Annotated in this window: 31 protein-coding genes; 6 read left to right on the top strand and 25 right to left on the bottom strand. The window is 67.6% G+C overall.

Annotated features, from left to right (window positions below; all coding sequences use genetic code 11):
- Nucleotides 1-239: 239 nt before the first annotated feature.
- Complete coding sequence (locus ABCQ75_RS06645; RefSeq protein ID WP_345884099.1) at nt 240-1,424, bottom strand: P1 family peptidase; 1,185 nt, start codon at nt 1,422-1,424, stop codon at nt 240-242.
- A 265-nt stretch (nt 1,425-1,689) separates the two neighbouring features.
- Here ABCQ75_RS06645 and ABCQ75_RS06640 point away from each other — a divergent pair, with 265 nt between their 5' ends.
- From ABCQ75_RS06640 to ABCQ75_RS06620, 5 genes are all read left to right on the top strand, one after another.
- Entirely contained in the window at nt 1,690-2,652 is a 963-nt protein-coding gene (locus tag ABCQ75_RS06640) for a carbohydrate ABC transporter permease (protein ID WP_345884097.1), read from the top strand.
- On the top strand, nt 2,649-3,548 hold the full coding sequence (locus ABCQ75_RS06635) for a carbohydrate ABC transporter permease (RefSeq protein ID WP_345884095.1): 900 nt from the start codon (nt 2,649-2,651) through the stop codon (nt 3,546-3,548). Before ABCQ75_RS06640 ends, ABCQ75_RS06635 begins: the two co-directional genes overlap by 4 nt.
- A gap of 168 nt (nt 3,549-3,716) precedes the next feature.
- Complete coding sequence (locus ABCQ75_RS06630; protein ID WP_345884094.1) at nt 3,717-5,057, top strand: ABC transporter substrate-binding protein; 1,341 nt, start codon at nt 3,717-3,719, stop codon at nt 5,055-5,057.
- 377 nt (nt 5,058-5,434) lie between these two features.
- Nucleotides 5,435-6,010 carry a DUF6318 family protein gene (locus ABCQ75_RS06625; protein WP_345884092.1) on the top strand — a complete coding sequence of 192 codons (576 nt, stop codon included), beginning with the start codon at nt 5,435-5,437 and terminating at the stop codon, nt 6,008-6,010.
- 278 nt (nt 6,011-6,288) lie between these two features.
- The gene (locus tag ABCQ75_RS06620; RefSeq protein WP_345884091.1) at nt 6,289-6,879 is read left to right on the top strand and encodes a PKD domain-containing protein; all 591 of its coding nucleotides are present in this window, start codon (nt 6,289-6,291) and stop codon (nt 6,877-6,879) included.
- A gap of 9 nt (nt 6,880-6,888) precedes the next feature.
- On the opposite strand, the gene map is transcribed toward ABCQ75_RS06620, so the two are convergent.
- From map to rpsJ, 23 genes are all read right to left on the bottom strand, one after another.
- A complete protein-coding gene (gene map / locus ABCQ75_RS06615; protein ID WP_345884089.1) occupies nt 6,889-7,716 on the bottom strand; it encodes a type I methionyl aminopeptidase in 828 nt (275 codons plus the stop codon).
- 97 nt (nt 7,717-7,813) lie between these two features.
- Nucleotides 7,814-8,395, bottom strand: a complete 582-nt coding sequence (locus ABCQ75_RS06610) for an adenylate kinase (protein ID WP_345884087.1) — start codon at nt 8,393-8,395, stop codon at nt 7,814-7,816.
- The gene (gene secY, locus ABCQ75_RS06605; protein ID WP_345884085.1) at nt 8,392-9,708 is read right to left on the bottom strand and encodes a preprotein translocase subunit SecY; all 1,317 of its coding nucleotides are present in this window, start codon (nt 9,706-9,708) and stop codon (nt 8,392-8,394) included. The genes ABCQ75_RS06610 and secY overlap by 4 nt, the downstream gene beginning before the upstream one ends.
- Nucleotides 9,709-9,939: 231 nt before the next feature.
- Entirely contained in the window at nt 9,940-10,416 is a 477-nt protein-coding gene (gene rplO, locus ABCQ75_RS06600) for a 50S ribosomal protein L15 (RefSeq protein WP_345884084.1), read from the bottom strand.
- Nucleotides 10,416-10,622 carry a 50S ribosomal protein L30 gene (gene rpmD / locus ABCQ75_RS06595; protein ID WP_345884083.1) on the bottom strand — a complete coding sequence of 69 codons (207 nt, stop codon included), beginning with the start codon at nt 10,620-10,622 and terminating at the stop codon, nt 10,416-10,418. The genes rplO and rpmD overlap by 1 nt, the downstream gene beginning before the upstream one ends.
- Nucleotides 10,623-10,625: 3 nt before the next feature.
- Nucleotides 10,626-11,291: a 30S ribosomal protein S5 gene (gene rpsE, locus ABCQ75_RS06590; RefSeq protein WP_345884081.1), complete on the bottom strand. Its 666-nt coding sequence runs from the start codon at nt 11,289-11,291 to the stop codon at nt 10,626-10,628.
- Between the two features lie 35 nt (nt 11,292-11,326).
- Nucleotides 11,327-11,710 (bottom strand): 50S ribosomal protein L18, encoded by a 384-nt coding sequence (gene rplR, locus ABCQ75_RS06585; protein ID WP_345884078.1) that lies wholly within the window; start codon nt 11,708-11,710, stop codon nt 11,327-11,329.
- Nucleotides 11,711-11,712: 2 nt separating this feature from the next.
- A complete protein-coding gene (rplF, locus tag ABCQ75_RS06580; protein ID WP_345884076.1) occupies nt 11,713-12,249 on the bottom strand; it encodes a 50S ribosomal protein L6 in 537 nt (178 codons plus the stop codon).
- Between the two features lie 19 nt (nt 12,250-12,268).
- Nucleotides 12,269-12,667, bottom strand: coding sequence for a 30S ribosomal protein S8 (gene rpsH, locus ABCQ75_RS06575; protein WP_345884074.1), 399 nt, complete (start codon nt 12,665-12,667; stop codon nt 12,269-12,271).
- 75 nt (nt 12,668-12,742) lie between these two features.
- Complete coding sequence (gene rplE / locus ABCQ75_RS06570; RefSeq protein ID WP_345884072.1) at nt 12,743-13,321, bottom strand: 50S ribosomal protein L5; 579 nt, start codon at nt 13,319-13,321, stop codon at nt 12,743-12,745.
- Nucleotides 13,321-13,671 carry a 50S ribosomal protein L24 gene (gene rplX, locus ABCQ75_RS06565; RefSeq protein WP_345884070.1) on the bottom strand — a complete coding sequence of 117 codons (351 nt, stop codon included), beginning with the start codon at nt 13,669-13,671 and terminating at the stop codon, nt 13,321-13,323. The genes rplE and rplX overlap by 1 nt, the downstream gene beginning before the upstream one ends.
- A gap of 3 nt (nt 13,672-13,674) precedes the next feature.
- On the bottom strand, nt 13,675-14,043 hold the full coding sequence (gene rplN, locus ABCQ75_RS06560) for a 50S ribosomal protein L14 (protein ID WP_003803789.1): 369 nt from the start codon (nt 14,041-14,043) through the stop codon (nt 13,675-13,677).
- 610 nt (nt 14,044-14,653) lie between these two features.
- A complete protein-coding gene (rpsQ, locus tag ABCQ75_RS06555; protein ID WP_345884241.1) occupies nt 14,654-14,935 on the bottom strand; it encodes a 30S ribosomal protein S17 in 282 nt (93 codons plus the stop codon).
- 26 nt (nt 14,936-14,961) lie between these two features.
- Nucleotides 14,962-15,285, bottom strand: coding sequence for a 50S ribosomal protein L29 (rpmC, locus tag ABCQ75_RS06550; protein WP_345884240.1), 324 nt, complete (start codon nt 15,283-15,285; stop codon nt 14,962-14,964).
- Between the two features lie 2 nt (nt 15,286-15,287).
- Nucleotides 15,288-15,704 (bottom strand): 50S ribosomal protein L16, encoded by a 417-nt coding sequence (gene rplP, locus ABCQ75_RS06545; protein ID WP_345884068.1) that lies wholly within the window; start codon nt 15,702-15,704, stop codon nt 15,288-15,290.
- Nucleotides 15,705-16,529, bottom strand: coding sequence for a 30S ribosomal protein S3 (gene rpsC, locus ABCQ75_RS06540; protein WP_345884067.1), 825 nt, complete (start codon nt 16,527-16,529; stop codon nt 15,705-15,707).
- Nucleotides 16,530-16,895 (bottom strand): 50S ribosomal protein L22, encoded by a 366-nt coding sequence (rplV, locus tag ABCQ75_RS06535; protein WP_345884065.1) that lies wholly within the window; start codon nt 16,893-16,895, stop codon nt 16,530-16,532.
- A 56-nt stretch (nt 16,896-16,951) separates the two neighbouring features.
- On the bottom strand, nt 16,952-17,233 hold the full coding sequence (rpsS, locus tag ABCQ75_RS06530; RefSeq protein WP_345884064.1) for a 30S ribosomal protein S19: 282 nt from the start codon (nt 17,231-17,233) through the stop codon (nt 16,952-16,954).
- 12 nt (nt 17,234-17,245) lie between these two features.
- The gene (gene rplB / locus ABCQ75_RS06525; RefSeq protein ID WP_345884062.1) at nt 17,246-18,085 is read right to left on the bottom strand and encodes a 50S ribosomal protein L2; all 840 of its coding nucleotides are present in this window, start codon (nt 18,083-18,085) and stop codon (nt 17,246-17,248) included.
- Nucleotides 18,086-18,115: 30 nt separating this feature from the next.
- On the bottom strand, nt 18,116-18,418 hold the full coding sequence (rplW, locus tag ABCQ75_RS06520) for a 50S ribosomal protein L23 (RefSeq protein ID WP_345884059.1): 303 nt from the start codon (nt 18,416-18,418) through the stop codon (nt 18,116-18,118).
- Nucleotides 18,415-19,035: a 50S ribosomal protein L4 gene (rplD, locus tag ABCQ75_RS06515; RefSeq protein WP_345884057.1), complete on the bottom strand. Its 621-nt coding sequence runs from the start codon at nt 19,033-19,035 to the stop codon at nt 18,415-18,417. The genes rplW and rplD overlap by 4 nt, the downstream gene beginning before the upstream one ends.
- A 4-nt stretch (nt 19,036-19,039) precedes the next feature.
- Entirely contained in the window at nt 19,040-19,690 is a 651-nt protein-coding gene (rplC, locus tag ABCQ75_RS06510) for a 50S ribosomal protein L3 (RefSeq protein WP_345884055.1), read from the bottom strand.
- Between the two features lie 20 nt (nt 19,691-19,710).
- Nucleotides 19,711-20,019 (bottom strand): 30S ribosomal protein S10, encoded by a 309-nt coding sequence (rpsJ, locus tag ABCQ75_RS06505; protein ID WP_043119398.1) that lies wholly within the window; start codon nt 20,017-20,019, stop codon nt 19,711-19,713.
- Nucleotides 20,020-20,447: 428 nt separating this feature from the next.
- On the opposite strand from rpsJ, the gene ABCQ75_RS06500 reads away from it, so the two are divergent.
- Nucleotides 20,448-22,073 carry a GH1 family beta-glucosidase gene (locus tag ABCQ75_RS06500; RefSeq protein WP_345884051.1) on the top strand — a complete coding sequence of 542 codons (1,626 nt, stop codon included), beginning with the start codon at nt 20,448-20,450 and terminating at the stop codon, nt 22,071-22,073.
- A gap of 81 nt (nt 22,074-22,154) precedes the next feature.
- Here ABCQ75_RS06500 and tuf read toward each other — a convergent pair whose 3' ends face one another.
- On the bottom strand, nt 22,155-23,345 hold the full coding sequence (tuf, locus tag ABCQ75_RS06495) for an elongation factor Tu (protein WP_345884049.1): 1,191 nt from the start codon (nt 23,343-23,345) through the stop codon (nt 22,155-22,157).
- Nucleotides 23,346-23,424 lie beyond the last annotated feature (79 nt).

Raw genomic sequence — 23,424 nt, 5'->3', positions numbered from 1 at the left:
TGGACAACTCGCGGGCGTTTTCTGGATGTGGAGGAGGATGGGGTCTTCTGGCGCCTCCCGGCGGCGGACAGCGTTCCCCAGAAAGAGGCGCACGACGGCGTCACCCGCCGGCGCGTCGCCGCGACTCGCCGTCGGGGTGCGGTGCTTCTGGGGAAACCTGCGCGCGGACCCCGGACTTGAGGGTCCAGCCTGGCACCTGCGGTGGTCCAGCGGCCTCAGAGCAGTTGATGCGCCAGCTGTCAGGGCAGGGGGAAGGGCAGCCAGGTCCCGGCTGGGGTGGTCACGGCGGTCGCGGATCGGACGCCGTCCAGGATGGCGAGGCGTGTGGCGTCGGCAGCCGCGATCTGGACGGCCATGAGGCCGGCGACGCGGGCGGCGTCGCTCGTGCGGTCGAGGTCCAGCCCGCCGGTCGACACGGCAAAGACCGTGTCCCCGTCCACGAGCGTGTGGCTCGGATCCAGTGCCCTCGCAAGCCCCGCGTGGGCGGCAGTCGCGAGGCGCCGGCACTCGGCCGGGCTCAGGGCCGCGTTCGTCGCGACGACGACAAGGGTCGTGTTGGCCCCTCCGGCAACCGCCCCCGGCGCCGAGGCTCCGGCGGCCGGGCCAGCGGCTCCCCCCGGTCCCGAGGCCCCCGCACGCGCGGCCCCAGCGCCGCCAGCGCCCGCGGCAGGTCCGGCCCCGCTCCCGCCACCGGGCCCCGGCGCGGCGGTCGCGGCCCCGGCAGCCTCGGGGACCTCCTCGGCGGCGGACCGTTCGGCAGCGTCCTGCCCCGCCTGCGTGGCCAGCGCGGGAGTTCCCGGCCCGACGACGGGCATCCCGGCCGCGTTCACCACCGCGAGCGCCCCGACCACGAGCCCCTCCGGCAGCTCCACCTCGGGCATCCCGGGCGGGACCGGGACTGGTCCCGCGGGGATCCGGACCGACGCCATTCCGATCCCTCCCTTGTACATGCCCCTGCCGAGCACCGCCCCGGCGCCGGCGCCCACACAGCCGCGGAGCCCGCCGTCGTGCGTGCCGCCCGGACCGGCAGCGGCAGCCGCGGCGAAGCCCATCGCGACGTCGGGACGGGCGGTGAAGTCGCCGCCGCGGCCCAGGTCGAAGATGACGGCCGCCGGCACAATCGGCACCACCCCGCCCGGCACGGCATACCCCTGGCCCTGCGATTCGAGCCAGAGCTGCACCCCCGTGGCCGCGGAGAGCCCGTACGCGCTCCCCCCGCACAGCGCCACGGCGTCCACGGTCTGGACGAGGGTGGAGGGGTCGAGCGCGTCGGTCTCCGCGGTGCCCGGTCCGCCGCCGCGGACGTCCACTCCGCCAGTGCTCCCCGGAGGGAGGACGACGGCGGTGACTCCCGTGAGCCAGCCGTCGCCGATGCGGTGGTCGTGGCCTACGAGCACGCCGGGGACATCGAGGAGGGATCCCATGCGGCTCATTCAACCACCGGCGCGGCGCACGGGACAGGGGGCCCGAGCGCCGCACTGGCACGCTCTGGCACACCAGCCGCGTGGCGCATCGCACAGCCTGGTGCGACGCGCCCCACACTCACCGGCGCCCGCGCGGAACGGGAAGTGAACTCTTCAGTAACCGGCCCGGAACATCGGCTGAAACCGCCCGCTCCCGGGGCAGGGGCGTGCTGCAGTAGTACGGGGCCCGTGCGGTCCCAGCACCTCCCCCCACGAAAGACCCCCTATGACTGATACCAGGCTGACTGACACCGGGCCGGCCGCAGCCCCGCCCGCCCCCAGCACACCGGCCCCAGTCCGCCGGCCGCGCATCAGCGCGCGGAGCCGCCGCGACTTCTGGGTGTTCCTGGCCCTGGCCCTGCCGAACCTCGTCCTCATCGCCGTCTTCACGTACCGGCCGCTGTTCGCGAACATCCAGTACTCGTTCCTCGACTGGACGCTCGGCTCGCCCACTGCCCGCCAGATCGGGCTCGAGAACTACGCCATGTTCTTCGGCAGCGAGGACGCGCCCCGCGTCCTCGGCACTACCGCCGTGTTCACCGTGTTCACGGTGGGCCTCTCGATGGTCCTGGGACTCGCGGTGGCGCTCGCGCTCAACGCCAAGGTGCCGGGGACCACGTTCGCGCGCTCGGCCGTGTTCGCTCCCTACGTCCTCTCGGGCGTGGGCGTGGGGCTCGTGTGGATGTTCATCTTCGACCCGGGCTACGGCCTGCTCGCGTGGGTCCTCCGCGGCTTGGGCGCCTCGAGCCCGGAGTGGTTCAACGACCCCCAGCTCGCCCTGGCCATGGTGATCATCGTGTACGTCTGGAAGAACCTCGGCTACTGCGCCGTGGTGTACCTCGCTGGGCTCCAGTCCCTGCCGAAGGACGTCATGGAGGCCGCCGCCCTCGACGGCGCGGGCCCCACCCGCCGCTTCCTGAGCATGGGGCTCCCCCTGCTCTCCCCCACCACGTTCTTCCTGCTCATCACCACGATCCTCTCGAGCCTCCAGGCGTTCGACCTCATCCGGATCATGACCCCGCTGGGCAACGGCACGTCCACCCTCATCTACGAGGCCTACCTCCAGGCGTTCGGCGCCTACAACCGCGCCGGGTACTCGGCCGCGATCTCGGTGGTCCTGTTCCTCATCCTGCTCGTCGTCACGGTCGTCCAGGTCCGCTACGTGGAGAAGAAGGTGCACTACTCATGAGCGCCCCCGCACCCCTCGAGGTGACCACCGCCCACGGCGGGCCGGTCCGCGAGCGCCCGTTCTCGGCGTCGAACCTCATGGCCACCGTGGCGGGCGGGTACCTGCCGCTGCTCGTCGCGACCCTGATCGTGGTCCTGCCGCTCGCGTGGATGGTGCTGAGCTCGTTCAAGACGCCGGGCGAGATCGTCACGACGGACCTGCGCCTCCTGCCGGAGTCCCTCACGCCGGAGAACTACCGCACGGCGATGACCACGGTGCCGTTCGGACAGTTCTTCCTCAACTCCGCGATCGTCACGGCTGTCGGGTCCACCATCAAGGTGGTGCTCGCGATCCTCACGGCGTACGCGCTCGTGTTCGTGCGGTTCCCGTTCAAGAACGTGATCTTCCTGCTCGTCCTCGTGGCGCTCATGGTGCCCTCGCAGGTCTCGATCCTGCCGAACTACATCCTCATCGCGGGGATGGGCGGGAAGAACACCCTGTGGGGCATCATCCTGCCGGGCCTCGGCACCGCGTTCGGGACGTTCCTGCTGCGCCAGCACTTCCTCACGCTGCCGGGGTCGATCCTCGAGGCCGCCGAGATCGACGGCGCGGGGCACTGGAAGCGGCTGTGGCAGATCGTGGTGCCGGTGTCGGTCCCCTCGATCGCGACCGTGGCGCTCGTGACCATCGTGTCCGAGTGGAACGAGTACATCTGGCCGCTCATCATCACCGACCGGCCCGAGGTCATGACCCTCCCGGTGGGCCTCACGCTCCTGCAGAACTCCGAGGGCGGCGGCGGCTCCTGGGGGATCCTCATGGCCGGCGCCGTCCTCGTCATCCTGCCCGTCCTCGTGGTGTTCGCGATGCTCCAGCGCTACATCGTCGCCGGACTCACGCAGGGCAGCGTCACCGGCTGATCCGGTGGCGCACGACGCCGGGCGCGCACCGCATGCGGCGACCCTGCCGCCCGCGGGGGTACTCCGGCGTCGTGCGCTGCCGAGAGCCTGCCCGTCCCCTCCGACGGGCCCACTCAATCTTCTTCCAACGCACCCATTTCCGTTCCACATCCACTGAAAGGCATCATCATGGCACTCACCCTTGACCGCCGGCTCTTCCTGGCCCTCGCCGGCGCCGGCACCGGCGCTGCAGCGCTGAGCGCGTGCGGCGGCCCGGACACTTCCGGCGCGAGCACGGGCGCCGCCGAGGATCTCGACTTCAAAGACGTCAAGCCGGCCGCGAGCATCGACTTCTGGTCGAGCCACCCGGGCAAGTCCCAGGACGTCGAGAAGGAGCTGATCGCGAAGTTCGAGGCCGCGAACCCGGGCATCAAGGTCAACCTCGTGACCGCGGGGTCGAGCTATGAGGAGATCGCGCAGAAGTTCCAGACCGCGCAGGCCGCGAAGTCCGGCCTGCCGGCCGTCGTGGTCCTCTCGGACGTGTGGTGGTTCCGCTACTTCATCAACGGCAGCATCATCCCGATGGACGCGCTCATCAAGCAGCTCGGGTTCGAGGTGGCGGACTACCGCGACTCGCTCGTGAAGGACTACCAGTACGACGGCAAGCAGTGGGCCATGCCTTACGGCCGCTCCACCCCGCTGTTCTACTACAACAAGGACCACTTCAAGGCCGCCGGCCTGCCGGACCGCGCGCCCAAGACCTGGGCGGAGTTCGCCGAGTGGGGCCCCAAGCTCCAGGCCGCCACGAAGGCGAAGTACGCGTACATGTACGGGCCTATGGCCGGCTATGCGGGCTGGACCCTCCAGAACAACCTGTGGGGCTGGGGCTCCGGCTGGAGCAACGGCTGGGACGTCACGTGCGACTCGCCCGAGGCGATCGAGGCCATCCAGTGGGTGCAGGACTCCGTGTACAAGGACAAGTGGGCCGGCGTCTCCTCGAAGGACCAGTCGGACGACTTCGCCGCCGGGATCGCCTCGGCGACCATCGCCTCCACGGGCTCGCTGGTCGGCACCCTCAAGACCGCGAAGTTCAACGTGGGCGTGGGCTTCCTGCCCGGCGGCCCGAAGTCCGAGTCCCCCGTGTGCCCGACGGGCGGTGCCGGCCTCGGCATCCCGGCCGGAATCTCCAAGGAGGAGCAGCTCGCGGCGGCCATGTTCATCAAGTTCGTGGGCGAGCCGGAGAACACGGCGGCCTTCTCGGCGGCCACCGGCTACATGCCGAACCGCAAGTCTGCCGACATGACGAAGGTGCTCGCGAAGACGCCGCAGATCCAGACCGCAATCGACCAGCTGGCCGTGACCCGGGTCCAGGACAACGCCCGCGTCTTCCTGCCCGGCGCGGACCAGGAGATCGCGAAGTCGATCTCGGCGATCGTGACGCAGAAGGCGGACGTCACGGCGACCATGGGCGGCCTCAAGAAGACCCTCGAGGGCCTCTACGAGCGCGACGTCAAGCCGAAGCTCGCCTGACCCTTTCGGGTACACATAAAACGCCCAATTCGCGTTCCGGGTACAGATAAAACCGCCCAGACGCGTCTCGGGTACAGATAATCAGCCCCAATTCGCGTTCCGGGTACACATAATCGCCCCGAGTTTGCATTTCGGGTACGCGCCGCTGAGTTCCTCGGCGGGCAGAAGCACGACGGCGTCGTCCGCCCTTCCGGCGGACGGCGCCGTCCGTGTCGGTCACCTCGCCGCCATCCTGTGGATAACCCAGAACAGCGGTGGTCACGGACCTATACACTCAGACTGATACGCCGCCGCGCTTCGCGGCTCCGCACCGACCTCGGGGGATGTCAATGCTGCCTCGCTCCACGCTCCGCACTGCCCTGTCAGCTTCCGTCCTTGTGGCTGCCCTGGCCCTGAGTGCCTGCGGCAGTTCCACCAAGCCCGAGGCGTCCGGCTCACCAAGCCCAAGCGCAACGGCCACCCCAACGCCCACCGTCGACGCACGGCCCACCCCGGCTTCCTCCAAGGGTCCGGCCCGCAACATCCCCAAGCCTGTCCTCCCCGAGGCCGCGAAGAAGAACACCGAAGCCGGGTTCAAGGCCTTCACCCAGTACTGGTTCGACACCGTCACCTACGCACTGGAGACGGGGGATTCACAGCCGCTGAAGAAAATCTCCAAGCCCGATTGTAAGATATGCAATGGATATATCGACCGGGCAGCCAAGATTTCAGCTGGCGCCGGTTGGGAAATTGCTCCCCAGTGGACGCTTCGAGGCTTCGTTGCGAATATGAAGCTCGACCCTCTTGGTCAGGCAGCCGCCCACTTTCTCTTGGAGGAGTCAGCATCCACGCGATTCGATAAGGACGGGAAGGTACTCAAGAGCTATAAGGCGTCCTCGAGCGAAGACCCGAGAGTCATCTACGCAGTGTTTGATGGTTCCGGCTGGAGGACCGCTCAAGCAGGCAACGCATGAGACGCCGTTCGGCGAGGGCTGCTCTTGTTGTGGCCGTGGTAACGCTACTCGGTGCCGACCCAGCCTCCGCAACTTCGGGTACGGCGTTCGGAGATGATTCGGTCGTAACCAACGGGACGAAAACCGGCTCCGTCACCTTCAAGTTTCCAGCCGTGGAAGGCGTGGCCGATGTCTATATCTATTCATATGGCCCAGCCTGCGCCGCAGACGTAGAGAATCTAAACCCGATTGTCTGCAAGATCCTGAACGACCAGTGCTCGGCCGAGCCGGGCGGCCGAATGGTCTATTGGGAGCGGCTCGACACGCGCAAGCCCAACGCCCAGTGGGAGCGCTTGGACCAGAGCTGTCTCTACCCCGGAAAGCCGCCACAGCGACCCGGCGATGTCGTCATTGCCGTCACCGAGAAGCAGCTGCGCGAACTCCCGATCGTGGCGCCGAAGCTCGGAACCCAGCCGGGCCGTCATACGCTCAAGGGCGCCGAGACGAACATCTACGCCGACCCGGCCGAGCAGTCCTTCTCCATCACCATCCTGGGGCGAAAGGTGGACATCAAGGTCACCCCGTCCGAGTACCGCTGGGACTACGGCGACGGCACCACCCTCGTCACTCGATACCCTGGTGGGCCCGTCCCCGAAGAGCGCTGGGGCGAGAAGACCGTCACGAGCCACATCTACACCGCAACCGGCGACTTCACCGTAGGCCTCACCACGGTCTTCACCGGCGAGTTCTCAGTCGACGGAGGCCCCTACCAGCCCATCGCCGGCACCGCCGAGATCCCCAGCGCGCCCCGAACTCTCAGCGTCTGGCGCTCCGAGGTCAAGCTCTACGCCGACAACTGCAACGTCAACCCAGAGGGCGCGGGCTGCTGAACCCCGGGCTCAGGCCGGAATCGGCACGGGCGTCACGCCGAGCGGCTCCAGCTCGGAGGCCCCGCCGTCGGGCGCCGTGAGCACCCAGATGCCGCCGGCGTGCCGGGCCACCGAGTGCTCCCACTGGGACGCGCGGGAGCCGTCCGTCGTCACGACGGTCCACTCGTCGTCGAGCACCTTGGTGTCGATGGATCCGCGGACGAGCATCGGCTCGATGGCGAGCGCCATCCCGGGCTTGATCTTCGCGCCGCGGTGGCCGGTGCGGTAGTTGAGGACGTCGGGCGCCATGTGCATCTGGGACCCGATGCCGTGGCCGACGTAGTCCTCGAGGATGCCCAGAGGCGCGCCGTCCTGGGCCGAGACGTAGTCATCGATCGCGTCGCCGATGTCGCCGATGTGCGTCGCGCGCGCGAAGGCGGCGATACCCCGCCACATCGCCTGCCGGGTCACCTCGGACAGCCGGACGTCCTCGGGGTCGCCCTCGCCCACGATCACGGTGCGAGCGGAGTCGGCGTGCCAGCCGCGCACCACGCATCCTCCGTCGATCGAGATGATGTCACCCTCGGCGAGCTTGCGCGGGCCGGGGATCCCGTGGACCACCTCGTCGTTCACGGACGCGCAGATGTGCTTGGGGTAGCCGTGGTAGCCGAGGAAGTTGTACTGGGCGCCGGCTTCATCGACGACGGCGGCGAACGCGGCGTCGATGTCATCGGTCGTCACGCCCGGGGCCGCCGCGGCAACGGCGGCGTCGAGCGCGGCGCTCAGGAGCACACCGGCCTCGGCCATGGTGCGCAGCTGCGCGTTGCTCTTGAACTCGATCTTCCGCTGCCCGATCACGGACGCCCTTCCTTCCCCTCAGCCCTCATTGCAGTGGCGAGGCGCCGCCCCCGGGACTGAACCCGCGGACGGCGCCTCACGTCGTCGTGCCTGCCGCCTACGCCGCAGCCCCGTCATTCTTGATCGCGCTCAGCACGCGGTCCGTGACCTCGTCGATGGCGCCGATGCCGTCGACGCGGGTGAGCGCGCCGCGCTCCTCGTACTTGCCGACCACAGCCTCGGTCTGCGTGTGGTACAGCTCGAGGCGGTGACGGATCACGTCCTCAGTGTCGTCGCTGCGGCCGGTCTCCTTCGCCCGGTTCAGCAGACGGGCCACAAGCTCCTCGTCGTCCGCCGTGAGCTGCAGGACCACATCGAGGGAGAGCCCATTCTCCGCGAGGATCCCGTCGAGGTACTCGACCTGCGCCACGGTGCGCGGGTAGCCGTCGAGGAGGAAGCCGTTCGCCACGTCGTCCTGCGCGAGGCGGTCGCGCACCATGTCGTTCGTCACCGAGTCCGGAACGAAGTCGCCTGCATCCATGTACTTCTTCGCCTCAAGGCCGAGGGGCGTCTGCTCCTTGACGTTGTAGCGGAAGATGTCGCCGGTGGAGATCGCGACGATGCCGAGGCGGTCCGAGATCCGTTCGGCCTGGGTTCCCTTGCCGGAACCGGGCGGGCCAATGAGCAGCATTCTCGTCATCGCAGTAGTCCTTCGTAGTGTCGCTGTTGGAGCTGCGCATCGATCTGCTTGACCGTCTCAAGCCCCACACCCACCATGATGAGGATCGACGTACCGCCGAACGGGAAGTTCTGGTTCGCGTTCACGAGCACGAGGGCGATGAGCGGGATCAGAGCCACAATGCCGAGGTAGATCGCACCCGGCAGGGTGATGCGCGAAAGTACGTACTGCAGGTAGTCCGCAGTGGGCTTCCCGGCACGGATGCCGGGGATGAAGCCCCCGTACTTCTTCATGTTGTCGGAGACCTCTTCAGGGTTGAAGGTGATCGCGACATAGAAGTATGTGAAGAAGATGATCATCACGAGGTACGCCACCATGTAGGCCGGGTGGTCGCCTCGCGTGAGGTTGTTGTTGATCCACTCGACCCAGCCCGGGATCGGCGAGCCGTCCGACGGGGTGTTGAACTGCGCCACGAGCGCGGGCAGGTACAGCATCGACGAGGCGAAGATGACCGGGATGACACCGGCCATGTTGACCTTGATCGGGATGTACGTGCTGGTACCGCCCACGGTTCGGCGGCCGATCATGCGCTTCGCGTACTGCACCGGCACGCGGCGCTGCGACTGCTCCACGAAGATCACGAGCGCGGTCGTCACGAGGCCGATGGCGAGGACCAGGAAGAACGTGCCCGGCCCCTTCGACGTCCAGATGGCGCCGAGCGCCGTCGGGAACGCCGCCACGATCGAGGTGAAGATCAGCAGCGACATGCCGTTGCCGATCCCCTTCTCGGTGACGAGCTCGCCGAGCCACATGATGAGGCCTGTGCCCGCCGTCAGCGTGATGACCACGAGCAGGGTCGCGATGATGCTCTCGTCCGGGATGATCGGCAGCTGGCAGTTCGGGAACAGCTGCCCCGAGCGCACGAGCGAGACCAGAGTGGTCGCGTTGAGCAGGCCGAGGGCGATCGTCAGGTAGCGCGTGTACTGCGTGAGCTTGCTCTGCCCCGACGCGCCCTCCTCGTAGAGCTGCTGGAACCGCGGAATCACCACGCGCAGGAGCTGCACGATGATCGACGCCGTGATGTACGGCATGATCCCCAGCGCGAACACGGAGACCTGCAGGAGGGCGCCGCCGCTGAAGAGGTTCATCATCTGGTAGATGCCCTGGTGCTCGCCCGTCACCGACGGATCGAGGCACATGCGCACGTTGGCGTAGTTGACCCCCGGCGCGGGGATGAAGGCGCCCAGGCGGAAGATGGTGATGATGCCCAGCGTGAACAGCAGCTTGCGCCGCAGGTCGGGCGTCCGGAAAGCCCGGCCGATCGCAGAAAGCACGCTTCTCCTCCCCTATCAAGGGATGTACGGTCAAGAGCCCCGCGGCATGGGTGGCCGGAACGAGGCTGGGGTCCAGCTCAGCAGTCTACCGGCAGGGAACCCGTTGCGATAATCAACTCCCGCTGCGCGCCCGTCGCGCCTTGAGCGCGGAAGGCCCCTGCCGCCGTCGTGCTGGTGCACGACGCCGGCAGGGGCCTCATTCTCACGGCGTCAGGCCGCGCTCCGGTTCCGTCAGAGGACGGTGGTGGAGCCGCCTGCTGCGGCGATCTTCTCCGCGGCGGACGCCGAGAAGGCGTGGGCGGTGACATCGACCTTGACGGTGATGTCGCCGGAGCCCAGAACCTTCACCGGCTCGTTCTTGCGGACAGCGCCCTTGGCGACGAGGGCCTCGACCGAGACCTCGCCACCCTCCGGGAACAGCTCGGAGAGCTTGTCCAGGTTGACCACCTGGTACTCGACCCGGAACGGGTTCTTGAAGCCGCGCAGCTTCGGCAGGCGCATGTGCAGCGGGAGCTGCCCGCCTGCGAAGCCGGCCTTGACCTGGTAGCGGGCCTTCGTGCCCTTGGTGCCGCGACCGGCGGTCTTGCCCTTGGACGCCTCACCGCGACCCACACGGGTCTTCGCGGTCTTGGCGCCAGCGGCCGGACGCAGGTGGTGGACCTTGAGCGCCGTCGACTTCTCGGAGCCCTTGTTCTCGTTCTCTGCCATTACTTCGCCTCCTCAACCTTCACGAGGTGCGGAACCGTGTTGAGCATGCCGACCGTCACAGCGTCAGCCTTGCGGGTGACCGTGTGGCCGATCCGCTTCAGGCCGAGCGAACGGAGCGTGTCGCGGTGGTTCTGCTTGGCGCCGATGACGCCCTTGATCTGCGTGATCTCCAACGTGGCGTCGGAGGGAGCCAGGTTCTTCGCCATGACTCATGCACCTGCCTTCTGGTTCTGGAGGTTGCGCACCAGAGCAGCCGGGGCCACCTCGTCCAGGGCCTTGCCACGGCGGGCGGCCACGGCCTGCGGCTCCTCGAGGTTCTTGAGCGCCTCCACCGTCGCGTGGACGATGTTGATGGCGTTCGAGGACCCGAGGGACTTCGACAGGACGTCGTGGATGCCGACGCACTCGAGCACGGCGCGGACCGGACCACCGGCGATCACACCGGTACCCGGGGCAGCCGGGCGCAGCATGACGACGCCAGCGGCGGCCTCACCCTGCACCAGGTGCGGGACGGTGGTGCCGACGCGCGGGACGCGGAAGAAGGACTTCTTGGCCTCCTCGACACCCTTCGCGATCGCCGCGGGGACCTCCTTGGCCTTGCCGTAGCCGACGCCGACCATGCCGTTGCCGTCACCCACCACCACGAGGGCGGTGAAGCTGAAGCGACGGCCGCCCTTGACGACCTTGGCAACGCGGTTGATGGTCACCACGCGCTCGATGAACTGGCTCTTCTCGGCGTCGCGGCTGTCGCGGCCACCACGGCCACCACGGTCGCCGCGGCCCTGGCCACGACCCTCGCCACGGCGGCCGCCGCGGCGGTCCTCGTTGGCGGGAGCGGACTCAGCCGAAGCCTCGGGTGCATTCTGCTCGGTCACGTTAACCTTCTCTGCGTTCACTGCGTTCTCTGCGCTCACAGGGTCAGCCCACCTTCACGTGCGCCGTCCGCGATCGCAGCCACGCGGCCGTGATACTTGTTGCCACCGCGGTCGAACACGACGGCCTCGATGCCGGCAGCCTTGGCACGCTCGGCGACGAGCTCGCCCACGCGCTTGGCCTTGGCGGTCTTGTCGCCGTCGAACGCGCGCAGGTCGGCCTCGAGGGTCGACGCCGACGCGAGGGTGATGCCCTTGCTGTCGTCGACGACCTGGACGAAGACGTGACGCGACGAGCGGTTCACGACCAGGCGGGGACGCTCGGCAGAGCCGACGATCCGCTTCCGGAGGCGGAAGTGGCGACGAGCCCGAGCCTGCTGCTTGGACTTGGCCACGCGCTTCTTGTTGATGCCCAGACCCATGGTTACTTACCAGCCTTTCCGACCTTGCGGCGGACAACCTCGCCGGCGTAGCGGATGCCCTTGCCCTTGTACGGGTCGGGCTTGCGCAGCTTCCGGATGTTGGCCGCGACCTCACCGACCTGCTGCTTGTCGATGCCGGCGACCGTGAACTTGGTCGGGCCCTCGACCGTGAACGTGATGCCCGTGGGGGCAGTGATGTTCACCGGGTGCGAGAAGCCGAGCGCGAACTCGAGGTCCGAGCCCTTCGCCTGCACGCGGTAACCGGTGCCCACGATCTCGAGCTTCTTCTCGTAGCCCTTCGTGACGCCCTCGATCATGTTCGAGATGAGCGTGCGGGTCAGGCCGTGGAGCGAGCGCGAGATGCGCTCGTCGTTGGGGCGCGTCACCGAGATGGTGGCGTCCTCGATGGCAACCTCGATCGGGCTGGCCACAGTGTGGGTCAGCTCGCCCTTGGCGCCCTTCACGGTCACCACGGAGCCGTCGACCTTGACCTCGACGCCGGCGGGGACGGTGATGGGGAGACGTCCAATGCGGGACATATCTTCTTCCTTCCTTCCCTTACCAGACGTACGCGAGGACTTCGCCGCCCACGCCCTTCTTGGCGGCCTGACGGTCGGTCAGGAGCCCAGAAGAGGTAGACAGGATGGCGATGCCGAGGCCGCCCAGGACGTGCGGGAGGTTCGTGGACTTCGCGTACACGCGGAGGCCCGGCTTGGAGATGCGGCGGACACCGGCGATCGAACGCTCGCGGTTCGGGCCGAACTTGAGGTCCAGGGTCAGCTTCTTGCCGACCTCGGCGTCCTCTTCCTTGTAGCCGGCGATGTAGCCCTCGGCCTTCAGGATGTCTGCCACGCGGACCTTGAGCTTCGACGACGGCATGGTCACCGAGTCGTGGTAGGCCGCGTTGGCGTTGCGCAGACGCGTGAGCATGTCTGCGACGGGATCAGTCATAGTCATGTGGGCTCGTGCCCTTCCTCATGACGGTTTCCCTCCCGGCCCGTGGGGCGCGGGGTGGACCTGTCACGTAGTGATTCAGTCTTCGTTCTTGAACGGGAAGCCGAGGTGCTTCAGGAGCGCACGGCCTTCGGCGTCGGTCTTCGCGGTCGTGACGACCGTGATGTCCATGCCACGGAGGCGGTCGATCTTGTCCTGATCGATCTCGTGGAACATGACCTGCTCGGTGAGGCCGAACGTGTAGTTGCCGTTGCCGTCGAACTGCTTGCCCGAGAGGCCGCGGAAGTCGCGGATACGGGGCAGCGCGAGCGTCACCAGGCGGTCCACGAACTCCCACATGCGGTCGCCGCGGAGCGTTGCGAAGGCGCCGATCGGCATGCCCTCACGCAGCTTGAACTGGGCGATCGACTTGCGGGCCTTGGTGACCTGCGGCTTCTGGCCCGTGATGAGGGTCAGGTCGCGCACAGCGCCCTCGATGAGCTTCGAGTCCTTCGCGGCGTCACCGACGCCCATGTTCACGACAACCTTGACCAGGCGCGGGACCTGGTTGACGTTCTCGTAGTTGAACTCGCCCTGAAGGGCGGTCTTGATGCTCTCGGCGTACTTCGTCTTGAGACGCGGCACGACCTTGACCGGAGTCTGAACAGTCTCAGTCATCAGATGTCCTTCCCGGTGGCCTTGGAGTAGCGGATGCGGACGGTCTTCGTGACGCCGTCCTTCTCCACGGTCTCGAGGCGGAAGCCGACGCGGGTCGGCTTCTTGGTCTCGGGGTCCACGAGGGCCACGTTCGAGACGTGGATCGGGGCCTCGACCTGCTCGATGCCGCCGGTCTGGGTGCCACGCTGGGTCTGGCCGGCCTTGACGTGCTTGGTGACCCGGTTGATGCCCTCGACGAGAACGCGGTTCTCCTCCGGGAACACCTTCAGGACCTTGCCCTGCTTGCCCTTCGACTCCTTGGAGCCGGTGATGACCTGGACCAGGTCGCCCTTCTTGATCTTTGCGCCCATGGGTCAGAGCACCTCCGGAGCCAGCGAGACGATCTTCATGAACTTCTTGTCGCGCAGCTCGCGGCCCACCGGGCCGAAGATGCGGGTACCACGGGGGTCGCCGTCGTTCTTGAGGATGACTGCCGCGTTCTCATCGAACTTGATGTAGGAGCCGTCCGCGCGGCGGCGCTCCTTCTTGGTACGGACGATGACGGCCTTGACCACATCGCCCTTCTTGACGTTGCCGCCAGGGATCGCGTCCTTGACGGTGGCGACGATGACGTCGCCGATGCCTGCGTAGCGGCGACCGGATCCACCGAGAACGCGGATGGTCAGGATTTCCTTCGCACCCGTGTTGTCGGCGACCTTGAGCCGCGACTCCTGCTGAATCACTTCTACTCCTTACGTCTCGCTGGTTCTCGGGCCGCGGTGCTGCTGCGGCACGAGCCTTGCGGAACGGTTGATGGGGCGTCTCTCGATCCGCCTGGATGTGGCCAGAGTCGGACCTGAACCTCCGTGCCGCGCGCATGTGACCCCCTACTGCCCGAGAGCAGCGCCGGGGCGCTCCCCTTCGGCAGAAGGGCATTATGCGGTGGCACGAAAAGTTCACGAGGTGTTTGACGGCATGGCAGAGCCACCCGTACAAGCTCAATATCGTATCACGGCCCCGGCGTCCACCCCGCATCAGCCCGACGCCCCCACCCCCACCGTCTCGGGTACACATCAGTACGCGATTCGGCCGTCTCGGGTACGCACGACGCCGGCCGCTCGCCGCCCCGGGGCGGCCTCCCGCCGTCGGCCGTACCCGAAACGCCGCTACGGGGGCCATACCTGTACCCGAGACGGGGAAGGTGCCGACGCGCGCGTACCCGGAACGCCGATACGCGCGCCCGATCTGTACCCGAGACGATGGGCGGGGAAGGCGGAAGGCCCGCCCCCTGCTGGGGACGGGCCTTCCGGGCGGGCGCTGGGCCCTGATCGCGGGATCCGCAAGGGGCCAGGGTTACTTGGCCTTCTCGAGGATCTCGACGAGGCGCCACCGCTTGGTGGCGGACAGCGGACGGGTCTCCGCGATGAGAACGAGGTCGCCGATGCCGGCGGTGTTGTTCTCGTCGTGGGCCTTGCGCTTCTCGGTGCGGCGGATGACCTTGCCGTACAGCGAGTGCTTCACGCGGTCCTCGACCTCGACGACGATCGTCTTGTCCATCTTGTCGGACACGACGTAGCCGCGGGCGGTCTTGCGGTAACCACGATCGTGGTGGGCAGAGGCAGCGTTCTCCGCCACAGTGTTCTCCTGGTTTTCCTGCTCGCTCACTTGGCGTCCTCCTCGGCCTTCTCAGCCTTGGCGGCCTTCTTCTCGGCCTTCTTCTCAGCCTTCTTCTCGTCCTTGGCCTCGACGACCGCGGGGGTCGCCTCGGCGCGGATGCCGAGCTCGCGCTCGCGCAGGACGGTGTAGATGCGAGCGATGTCCTTCTTCACGGCGCGCAGGCGGCCGTGGTTCTCGAGCTGGCCGGTGGCCGACTGGAAGCGCAGGTTGAACAGCTCTTCCTTGGCCTTCTTGAGCTCATCGAACAGGTGCTCGTTGTCCAGCTCATCGAGCTTGGAAGCGGTCAGGTCCTTCGAACCGACTGCCATTCTCATTCACCACCTTCGCGGCGCACGATGCGCGCCTTCAACGGGAGCTTGTGGATGGCAAGGCGGAGGGCCTCGCGCGCCACCTCTTCGTTCACACCGGAGAGCTCGAAGAGCACACGGCCCGGCTTGACGTTGGCGACCCACCACTCCGGCGAACCCTTACCGGAACCCATGCGGGTCTCGGCAGGCTTCTTGGTCAGCGGACGGTCCGGGTAGATGTTGATCCACACCTTGCCGCCACGCTTGATGTGACGGGTCATGGCGATACGAGCGGACTCGATCTGGCGGTTGGTCACGTACGCCGGGGAGAGGGCCTGGATGCCGAACTCGCCGAAGGTGACCTTGGTGCCACCGGTCGCAGCGCCGGCACGGCCGGGGTGGTGCTGCTTGCGGTGCTTCACACGACGCGGGATAAGCATTTAAGCCTCTCCTCCTTCTGCTGCCGGAGCAGCGGCCTCGGCGGCCGGGGCCTCAGCCTGGGCGGCCGGGGCCTGGCGGTCGCCAGACGGACGACGACGGCGCTCGCCACCGGGGCGGCCCGGACGGTCGCCTCGGTCGCCACGGCCGCGGGACGGAGCGGCAGCAGCCTGGGCCGCGAGCTCCTTGGAGGTCACATCGCCCTTGTAGATCCAGACCTTCACACCGATGCGGCCGAAGGTGGTCTTGGCCTCGTAGAAGCCGTAGTCGATGTTCGCGCGGAGCGTGTGCAGCGGCACGCGACCCTCGCGGTAGAACTCCGAGCGGGACATCTCGGCGCCGCCGAGACGGCCCGAGCAGGCCACGCGGATGCCCTTGGCACCGGCGCGCTGCGCCGACTGCATGGCCTTCTTCATGGCGCGGCGGAACGCGACGCGGCTCGAGAGCTGCTCCGCGATGCCCTGGGCGACGAGCTGTGCCTCGATCTCGGGGTTCTTGACCTCGAGGATGTTCAGCTGGACCTGCTTGCCGGTGAGCTTCTCGAGCTCGCCGCGGATGCGGTCCGCCTCGGCGCCACGGCGGCCGATCACGATGCCCGGACGGGCCGTGTGGATGTCCACGCGGACGCGGTCGCGGGTGCGCTCGATCTCGACCTTGGCGATGCCGGCGCGCTCCATGCCCGTGGTCATGAGCTGGCGGATCTTGACGTCCTCACGGACGAAGTCCTTGTAGCGCTGACCGGGCTTGTTGCTGTCGGCAAACCAGTGCGAGACGTGGTCGGTGGTGATGCCGAGTCGGAACCCGTGGGGGTTGACCTTCTGTCCCATTTACCGGGCCTCCTCGTTCTCGGGCGTCGCGACGACCACGGTGATGTGGCTGGTGCGCTTGTTGATGCGGTACGCGCGGCCCTGGGCACGCGGCTGGAACCGCTTCATGGTCGGACCCTCGTCGACGAACGCCTCGCTGATGTAGAGGTCGCTCTCGTCGAACGCGACACCGTCGCGGTCGGCGAGGACACGGGCGTTGGCCATCGCGGACGCGAGCACCTTGTACACCGGCTCCGAAGCCGCCTGCTGGGCGAACTTCAGGATCGCCAGCGCCTCATTCGCCTGCTTGCCACGAACAAGGTTGACGACGCGCCGGGCCTTCATCGGCGTTACGCGGATGTGGCGCGCAATTGCCTTGGCTTCCATTGCTTTCCTTCTCTTTCTCAGAGCTCAGCGCTGCTGGGCCTGCCTTGCGGCAGGGGTCAGCGGCGCTTGCCCTTCTTGTCGTCCTTCACGTGGCCGCGGAAAGTCCGCGTCGGGGCGAATTCGCCGAGCTTGTGCCCGACCATCGACTCGGTGACGAAGACCGGGACGTGCTTGCGTCCGTCGTGCACGGCGATCGTGTGCCCGAGCATGTCGGGGACGATCATCGAGCGGCGGGACCAAGTCTTGATGACGTTCTTGGTGCCCTTCTCGTTTTCCTTGGCGACCTTCACGAAGAGGTGCTGGTCAACGAAGGGACCCTTCTTCAGGCTGCGTGGCATGTGTCCAGGCTCCTATCGCTTGTTCTTGCCAGTACGACGACGACGGACAATGAGCTTGTCGCTCGCCTTGTTCGGGCGGCGGGTGCGGCCCTCGGGCTTGCCGTTGGGGTTGACGGGGTGACGACCACCGGACGTCTTGCCCTCACCACCACCGTGCGGGTGGTCAACCGGGTTCATCGCGACACCGCGGACGGTCGGGCGGACGCCCTTCCAGCGCATGCGGCCGGCCTTGCCCCAGTTGATGTTGGACTGCTCGGCGTTGCCGACCTCGCCGACCGTGGCGCGGCAGCGCACGTCGACGTTGCGGACCTCGCCCGAGGGCAGGCGCAGCTGGGCGAACTTGCCCTCGCGGGCCACGAGCTGGACCGAGGCACCGGCCGAGCGGGCCATCTTCGCGCCGCCACCGGGGCGGAGCTCGACGGCGTGGATGACCGTACCGACCGGGATGTTCCGGAGCGGGAGGTTGTTGCCGGGCTTGATGTCGGCGTCCGGGCCGGACTCGACGATGTCGCCCTGGGAGAGCTTGTTCGGCGCGATGATGTAGCGCTTCGTGCCGTCCACGTAGTGCAGGAGCGCGATGCGCGCCGTGCGGTTCGGGTCGTACTCGATGTGCGCGACCTTGGCGTCGACGCCGTCCTTGTCGTGGCGACGGAAGTCGATCAGACGGTACTGGCGCTTGTGGCCACCACCCTTGTGACGGGTGGTGATCTTGCCGCTGTTGTTGCGGCCGCCCTTCTTGGGGAGCGGACGAACCAGGGACTTCTCCGGGGTCGAACGCGTGATCTCTGCGAAGTCGGCCACGCTCGAGCCACGGCGGCCCGGCGTAGTCGGCTTGTAGTTACGGATTGCCATTTACCTGTTCCTCGTTAAAGTGGTCTCCGCTCAGGCGAGCGGACCGCCGAAGATGTCGATCGCGCCGTCCTTGAGGGTGACAATCGCACGCTTGGTGCTCTTGCGCTGCCCCCACCCGAACTTGGTGCGCTTGCGCTTGCCGGCACGGTTGATGGTGTTGATCGAGTCCACCTTGACCGAGAAGATCTTCTCGATCGCCAGCTTGATCTCGGTCTTGTTCGAGCGCGGGTCCACGAGGAACGTGTACTTGCCCTCGTCGATCAGGCCGTAGCTCTTCTCGGAGACGACCGGCGCGAGGATGACGTCGCGCGGGTCCTTGTAGGTGCTGCTCACTTGGAGCCCTCCTCGGTCTGGGTCTTCGCCGCGACGAACGCATCGAAGGCGGCCTTCGTGAAGACCACGTCGTCGGAGACGAGCACGTCGTACGTGTTGAGCTGGTCCGCGTACAGCGCGTGCACCTCGGTGAGGTTGCGCACCGAGAGGGCGCCGAGCTCGTCAGCGCGGTCGAGCACGACCAGCACGTTCTTGCGCTCGGTCACGGAGCGAAGCACCTCGATGGCGCCCTTCGTGTTCGGCTTCTCGCCGGAGACGAGGGACTCCACGACGTGGATGCGGCCGTTGCGGGCGCGGTCCGAGAGCGCACCGCGGAGGGCGGCGGCCTTCATCTTCTTGGGGGTGCGCTGGCTGTAGTCGCGCGGGGTCGGCCCGTGGACGACGCCACCACCGGTCATGTGCGGGGCGCGGATCGAACCCTGGCGGGCGCGGCCGGTGCCCTTCTGCTTGAACGGCTTGCGGCCGGCGCCGGAGACCTCGCCGCGGCCCTTGACCTTGTGCGTGCCCTGGCGGGCAGCGGCAAGCTGGGCGACGACGACCTGGTGCAGCAGCGGCACGTTGGTCTGGACGTCGAAGATCTCGGCGGGGAGATCGACCTTGACAGTTGCGTTAGCCATGGGTTCAGGCTCCCTTCACGGCGGTGCGGACGAGGACGACCGAGCCGCGGGCACCCGGCAGGGCACCCTTGATGAGGAGCAGCGACTTCTCGGCGTCCACGGCGTGGACGGTGAGGTTCATGGTGGTCTGGCGCACGTTGCCCATGCGACCGGCCATGCGGAGGCCCTTGAAGACGCGGCCCGGGGTGGCGCAGGCACCGATGGAACCGGGCTTGCGGTGGTTCTTGTGGGCACCGTGGGAGGCACCGACGCCGGAGAAGCCGTGACGCTTCATGACACCGGCGAAGCCCTTGCCCTTGGTGGTGCCGACGACATCGATCTTCTGGCCGGCCTCGAAGAGCTCGACCGAGAGCTCCTGGCCGAGGCCGTAGGAGTCGGCGTCGGCGGTGCGGACCTCGACGAGGTGGCGGCGGGGGGTCACGCCTGCCTTCTCGAAGTGGCCGGAGAGCGGCTTGTTGACCTTGCGCGGGTCAATCTGGCCGTAGCCGATCTGGACCGCGGCGTAGCCATCGGTCTCGGCGTTGCGCAGCTGGGTGACGACGTTGGAGTCGGCCTTAACGACAGTGACGGGGATGAGCTTGTTGTTCTCGTCCCAGACCTGGGTCATGCCGAGCTTCGTGCCCAGCAGGCCCTTCACATTGCGGGTAGCGGTCATAGTTCTCTCAGCACCTCCCTCTAGAGCTTGATTTCGATGTTGACGTCAGCCGGCAGGTCGAGACGCATGAGCGAGTCGACGGCCTTCGGCGTCGGGTCGATGATGTCGATCAGCCGCTTGTGGGTGCGCATCTCGAAGTGCTCCCGGCTGTCCTTGTACTTGTGCGGAGAACGGATGACGCAGTAAACGTTCTTCTCCGTCGGCAGCGGCACGGGGCCGACCACCGTTGCGCCTGCGCGCGTGACCGTCTCAACGATCTTCCGAGCCGAAGTGTCGATGACCTCGTGGTCGTACGACTTCAGCCGGATGCGGATCTTCTGTCCCGCCATATCGCCTGACTCGCTTTCGTCTGTCTAGCACTGCACTGTTCGGTTTCAGCTGCTCGTGGCTGCCGAGGCATTCAAGGTCGTGACCACCACTGGCCGCGCGGGCTGAATCCGGGTTCCCGGGTTCCTCAGCCAGCCGGCCTCTCCGACCCCCGCGGTCGGGCGTGTCGTGATTTTCGCACGCACGTACCCGTAGCTATTCTGCGGAAGTGGGTCATATTTGGGCTTCAGCCTGGACCCTGCACCCGGCATTATCCGGATCGGGACGCGAAGAAGCGCTTGAACAACTCATCTAGTCTGCCAGACATCCACGCCAAGCGCCAATCGGCCACGGCTGCGGCTGCGGCTGCGGCTGCGGCTGCGGCTGCGGGCCAGCCTGCTTCCCGGCCAGTCCCATTGCCCTCGCCCGCGCAGCTGAGGATCATGGTCCCATGTCCGCGGAACCGCAGCACGGCACAGGCGCCGACGATCCAGCACCCCCTCCCGGGACAGCGCCCGAGGACGGTGCCCCCGCCCAGGTGCCGCTCGGACTGGCCGTTCCCCCAGACGAGCGCCCGCCCGGAGAGCCCCCCGTGGAGGGCGAGGAGCCCGCCCCGGTCCCCTCCGCCGTCGACCGTCTCGCAGCCCGCATCCCGCCCGGCTTCGTGCTGGGAGTGGCGACGGCCGCCTTCCAGATCGAGGGCGCGCTCGCCGAGGACGGGCGCGGGCCCAGCGGCTGGGACGCCTTCACCGCGAAGCCGGGCGCGATCGCGCACGGCCACACCGCCGAGACCGCGTGCGACCACTACCACCGCTCCGGCGCGGACCTGCGCCTGGCCGCGGAGCTCGGCGTCGACTCCTACCGCTTCTCCATCGCCTGGCCGCGCGTCCAGCCGGACGGGCGCGGCGCGTGGAACGAGAAGGGGTGGGACTTCTACGACCGGCTCGTGGACACGATGCTCGAGCAGGGCCTCTCCCCCATGGCGACCCTCTACCACTGGGACACACCCCTGCCGCTCGAGCAGGACGGCGGGTGGCTCAGCCGCGAGACCGCCCAGAGGTTCGGCGAGTACTCCGCCGAGGCCGCCCGCAGGCTCGGGGACCGCGTGGACCGCTGGGTCACGCTCAACGAGCCGGTCTCGGTGACCCTCAACGGCTACGCTGTGGGCATCCACGCGCCGGGAAAGCAGATGCTGTTCGACGCGATGCCCGCAGTCCACCACCAGCTCCTGGCCCACGGCCTCGCCGTCCAGGCCGTCCGCGCGGCGGGGGCGAAGGGCGAGATCGGCATCACGAACATGCACGCGCCCGTGCACCCCGCGGGCATGAACCTGCTCGACTGGGTCCACGCCCGCGTGGTGGACCTCATGGTCAACCGCCTCTACGCCGACCCGGTCCTCCTGGGACGCTACCCCAAGCCGCCGTTCCTCGCGCGCAAGTTCTTCCACGCGCTCAGGGACCCGCGGCCCGAGGACCTCGCCACGATCCACCAGCCGCTCGACTTCTACGGCGTCAACTACTACTACCCGGCCCGGATCCGCTCCGGGCCGGGCCCGACCCCGGATGGGGTCAAGCCGACGAAGGCGATGAAGAACATCCCGTTCCACCTCGCAGACTTCCCCGAGTACGCGAGCACCGGCTTCGGCTGGCCCATCTCCCCCGAGCACTGCGGTGTGGTGCTCGGCGAACTCCGCAGGCGCTACGGGGACGCGCTCCCTCCGGTCTTCATCACGGAGAGCGGCGCAAGCTTCCCCGAGCCCGCCCAGTCGGACGGCCTGCTGTACGACGACGAGCGGATCGAATACCTCGCCGGCCACCTCGAGGCGGCGCTCGCCGCGGTGGAGGACGGAGGACCCGCCGCCGGGGTTGACCTCAGGGGCTGGTACGTCTGGACCCTCATGGACAACTTCGAGTGGGCTGCCGGCTACACGCAGCGGTTCGGGCTGGTCCACGTGGACTTCGAGACCCAGGAGCGCTCCCCCAAGGCCTCGTACTACTGGCTCCGCCGGCTCGCGCAGGGCCGGGCGCGGCGTGAAGAGCCAGCTGCTGCCCAGACACCGGACCCCACGCAGGCATAGGGCTGCAGACAGAGGAAGACCCCGCCGCGGATGCGACGGGGTCTTCCCCAGATCAGCCCGAAGGCTGCAGTCCTTCAGAGACTACTTGATGATCTTGGTGACGCGGCCCGAGCCAACGGTGCGGCCACCCTCACGGATGGCGAAGCCGAGGCCCTCCTCCATAGCGATCGGCTGGATGAGCGCAACGGTCATCTCAGTGTTGTCGCCGGGCATGACCATCTCGGTGCCCTCGGGGAGGGTGATGACGCCGGTCACGTCCGTGGTACGGAAGTAGAACTGCGGGCGGTAGTTCGAGTAGAACGGGTTGTGACGCCCACCCTCGTCCTTGGAGAGGATGTAGACGTTCGCCTCGAAGTCGGTGTGGGGGGTGATCGAGCCCGGCTTGACGACAACCTGGCCGCGCTCCACGTCCTCGCGCTTGATGCCGCGGAGGAGGAGGCCACAGTTCTCGCCGGCCCATGCCTCGTCGAGCTGCTTGTGGAACATCTCGATACCGGTGACCGTGGTCTTCTGGACCGGGCGGATACCGACGATCTCGACCTCGGAGTTGATCGCGAGGGTTCCGCGCTCGGCGCGGCCCGTCACGACCGTGCCACGGCCGGTGATGGTGAAGACGTCCTCGATCGGCATGAGGAACGGCTTGTCGCGGTCACGGACCGGGTCCGGGACGTTCTCGTCCACAGCCTCCATGAGCTCCTCGACGGACTTGACCCACTGGGGGTCGCCCTCGAGGGCCTTGAGGCCCGAGACGCGGATGACCGGGGCGTTGTCGCCGTCGAAGCCCTGCGAGGAGAGGAGCTCGCGCACCTCCATCTCGACGAGGTCCAGAAGCTCCTCGTCCTCGACCATGTCGGCCTTGTTGAGGGCGACGAGGAGGTAGGGAACGCCAACCTGGCGCGCGAGCAGAACGTGCTCGCGGGTCTGGGCCATCGGGCCGTCGGTGGCGGCAACCACGAGGATGGCGCCGTCCATCTGCGCCGCACCCGTGATCATGTTCTTGATGTAGTCAGCGTGACCCGGAGCATCGACGTGGGCGTAGTGACGCTTCTCCGTCTGGTACTCGATGTGCGCGATGTTGATCGTGATACCGCGCTGGCGCTCCTCGGGAGCCGAGTCGATCTGCGCGAAGTCGCGCTGCTCGTTGAGATCCGGGTACTTGTCGGCAAGCACCTTCGAGATGGCAGCAGTCAGCGTCGTCTTACCGTGGTCAACGTGACCGATGGTGCCGATGTTGACGTGCGGCTTAGTCCGCTCGAACTTTGCCTTCGCCACAGGTTCCTCCTAGAACGTTTTCAGAAGACTGCTTCCAGCCGCGCTTGTCGCAACTGAAACTCTCGCAAGTCTACTGGGG

The sequence above is a fragment of the Sinomonas halotolerans genome (genome assembly GCF_039615075.1).
Taxonomy (GTDB): Bacteria; Actinomycetota; Actinomycetes; order Actinomycetales; family Micrococcaceae; genus Sinomonas; species Sinomonas halotolerans.
The sequence above is the reverse complement of the archived record's forward strand: the minus strand, read 5'-3'. Positions and strand labels throughout refer to the sequence as shown.

Coding starts and splice junctions, on each gene's coding strand:
- ABCQ75_RS06500 (WP_345884051.1), top strand. CDS start 20,448: ATGTCCGCGGAACCGCAGCACGGCACAGGCGCCGACGATCCAGCACCC.
- rpsS (WP_345884064.1), bottom strand. CDS start 17,233: ATGCCACGCAGCCTGAAGAAGGGTCCCTTCGTTGACCAGCACCTCTTC.
- ABCQ75_RS06610 (WP_345884087.1), bottom strand. CDS start 8,395: ATGACGAGAATGCTGCTCATTGGCCCGCCCGGTTCCGGCAAGGGAACC.
- rpsJ (WP_043119398.1), bottom strand. CDS start 20,019: ATGGCGGGACAGAAGATCCGCATCCGGCTGAAGTCGTACGACCACGAG.
- rplX (WP_345884070.1), bottom strand. CDS start 13,671: ATGGGCGCAAAGATCAAGAAGGGCGACCTGGTCCAGGTCATCACCGGC.
- ABCQ75_RS06630 (WP_345884094.1), top strand. CDS start 3,717: ATGGCACTCACCCTTGACCGCCGGCTCTTCCTGGCCCTCGCCGGCGCC.
- rplV (WP_345884065.1), bottom strand. CDS start 16,895: ATGGAAGCCAAGGCAATTGCGCGCCACATCCGCGTAACGCCGATGAAG.
- rplR (WP_345884078.1), bottom strand. CDS start 11,710: ATGGGTCTGGGCATCAACAAGAAGCGCGTGGCCAAGTCCAAGCAGCAG.
- rpmC (WP_345884240.1), bottom strand. CDS start 15,285: ATGGCAGTCGGTTCGAAGGACCTGACCGCTTCCAAGCTCGATGAGCTG.
- rpmD (WP_345884083.1), bottom strand. CDS start 10,622: ATGGCGAAGAACCTGGCTCCCTCCGACGCCACGTTGGAGATCACGCAG.
- rplF (WP_345884076.1), bottom strand. CDS start 12,249: ATGTCCCGCATTGGACGTCTCCCCATCACCGTCCCCGCCGGCGTCGAG.
- rplE (WP_345884072.1), bottom strand. CDS start 13,321: ATGACTGAGACTGTTCAGACTCCGGTCAAGGTCGTGCCGCGTCTCAAG.
- rplO (WP_345884084.1), bottom strand. CDS start 10,416: ATGGCAGAGAACGAGAACAAGGGCTCCGAGAAGTCGACGGCGCTCAAG.
- rplC (WP_345884055.1), bottom strand. CDS start 19,690: ATGACCGCTACCCGCAATGTGAAGGGCCTGCTGGGCACGAAGCTCGGC.
- ABCQ75_RS06620 (WP_345884091.1), top strand. CDS start 6,289: ATGGTCTATTGGGAGCGGCTCGACACGCGCAAGCCCAACGCCCAGTGG.
- rplB (WP_345884062.1), bottom strand. CDS start 18,085: ATGGCAATCCGTAACTACAAGCCGACTACGCCGGGCCGCCGTGGCTCG.
- ABCQ75_RS06640 (WP_345884097.1), top strand. CDS start 1,690: ATGACTGATACCAGGCTGACTGACACCGGGCCGGCCGCAGCCCCGCCC.
- rpsC (WP_345884067.1), bottom strand. CDS start 16,529: ATGGGACAGAAGGTCAACCCCCACGGGTTCCGACTCGGCATCACCACC.
- ABCQ75_RS06635 (WP_345884095.1), top strand. CDS start 2,649: ATGAGCGCCCCCGCACCCCTCGAGGTGACCACCGCCCACGGCGGGCCG.
- ABCQ75_RS06645 (WP_345884099.1), bottom strand. CDS start 1,424: ATGGGATCCCTCCTCGATGTCCCCGGCGTGCTCGTAGGCCACGACCAC.
- rpsH (WP_345884074.1), bottom strand. CDS start 12,667: ATGACTATGACTGATCCCGTCGCAGACATGCTCACGCGTCTGCGCAAC.
- rplD (WP_345884057.1), bottom strand. CDS start 19,035: ATGGCTAACGCAACTGTCAAGGTCGATCTCCCCGCCGAGATCTTCGAC.
- rplP (WP_345884068.1), bottom strand. CDS start 15,704: ATGCTTATCCCGCGTCGTGTGAAGCACCGCAAGCAGCACCACCCCGGC.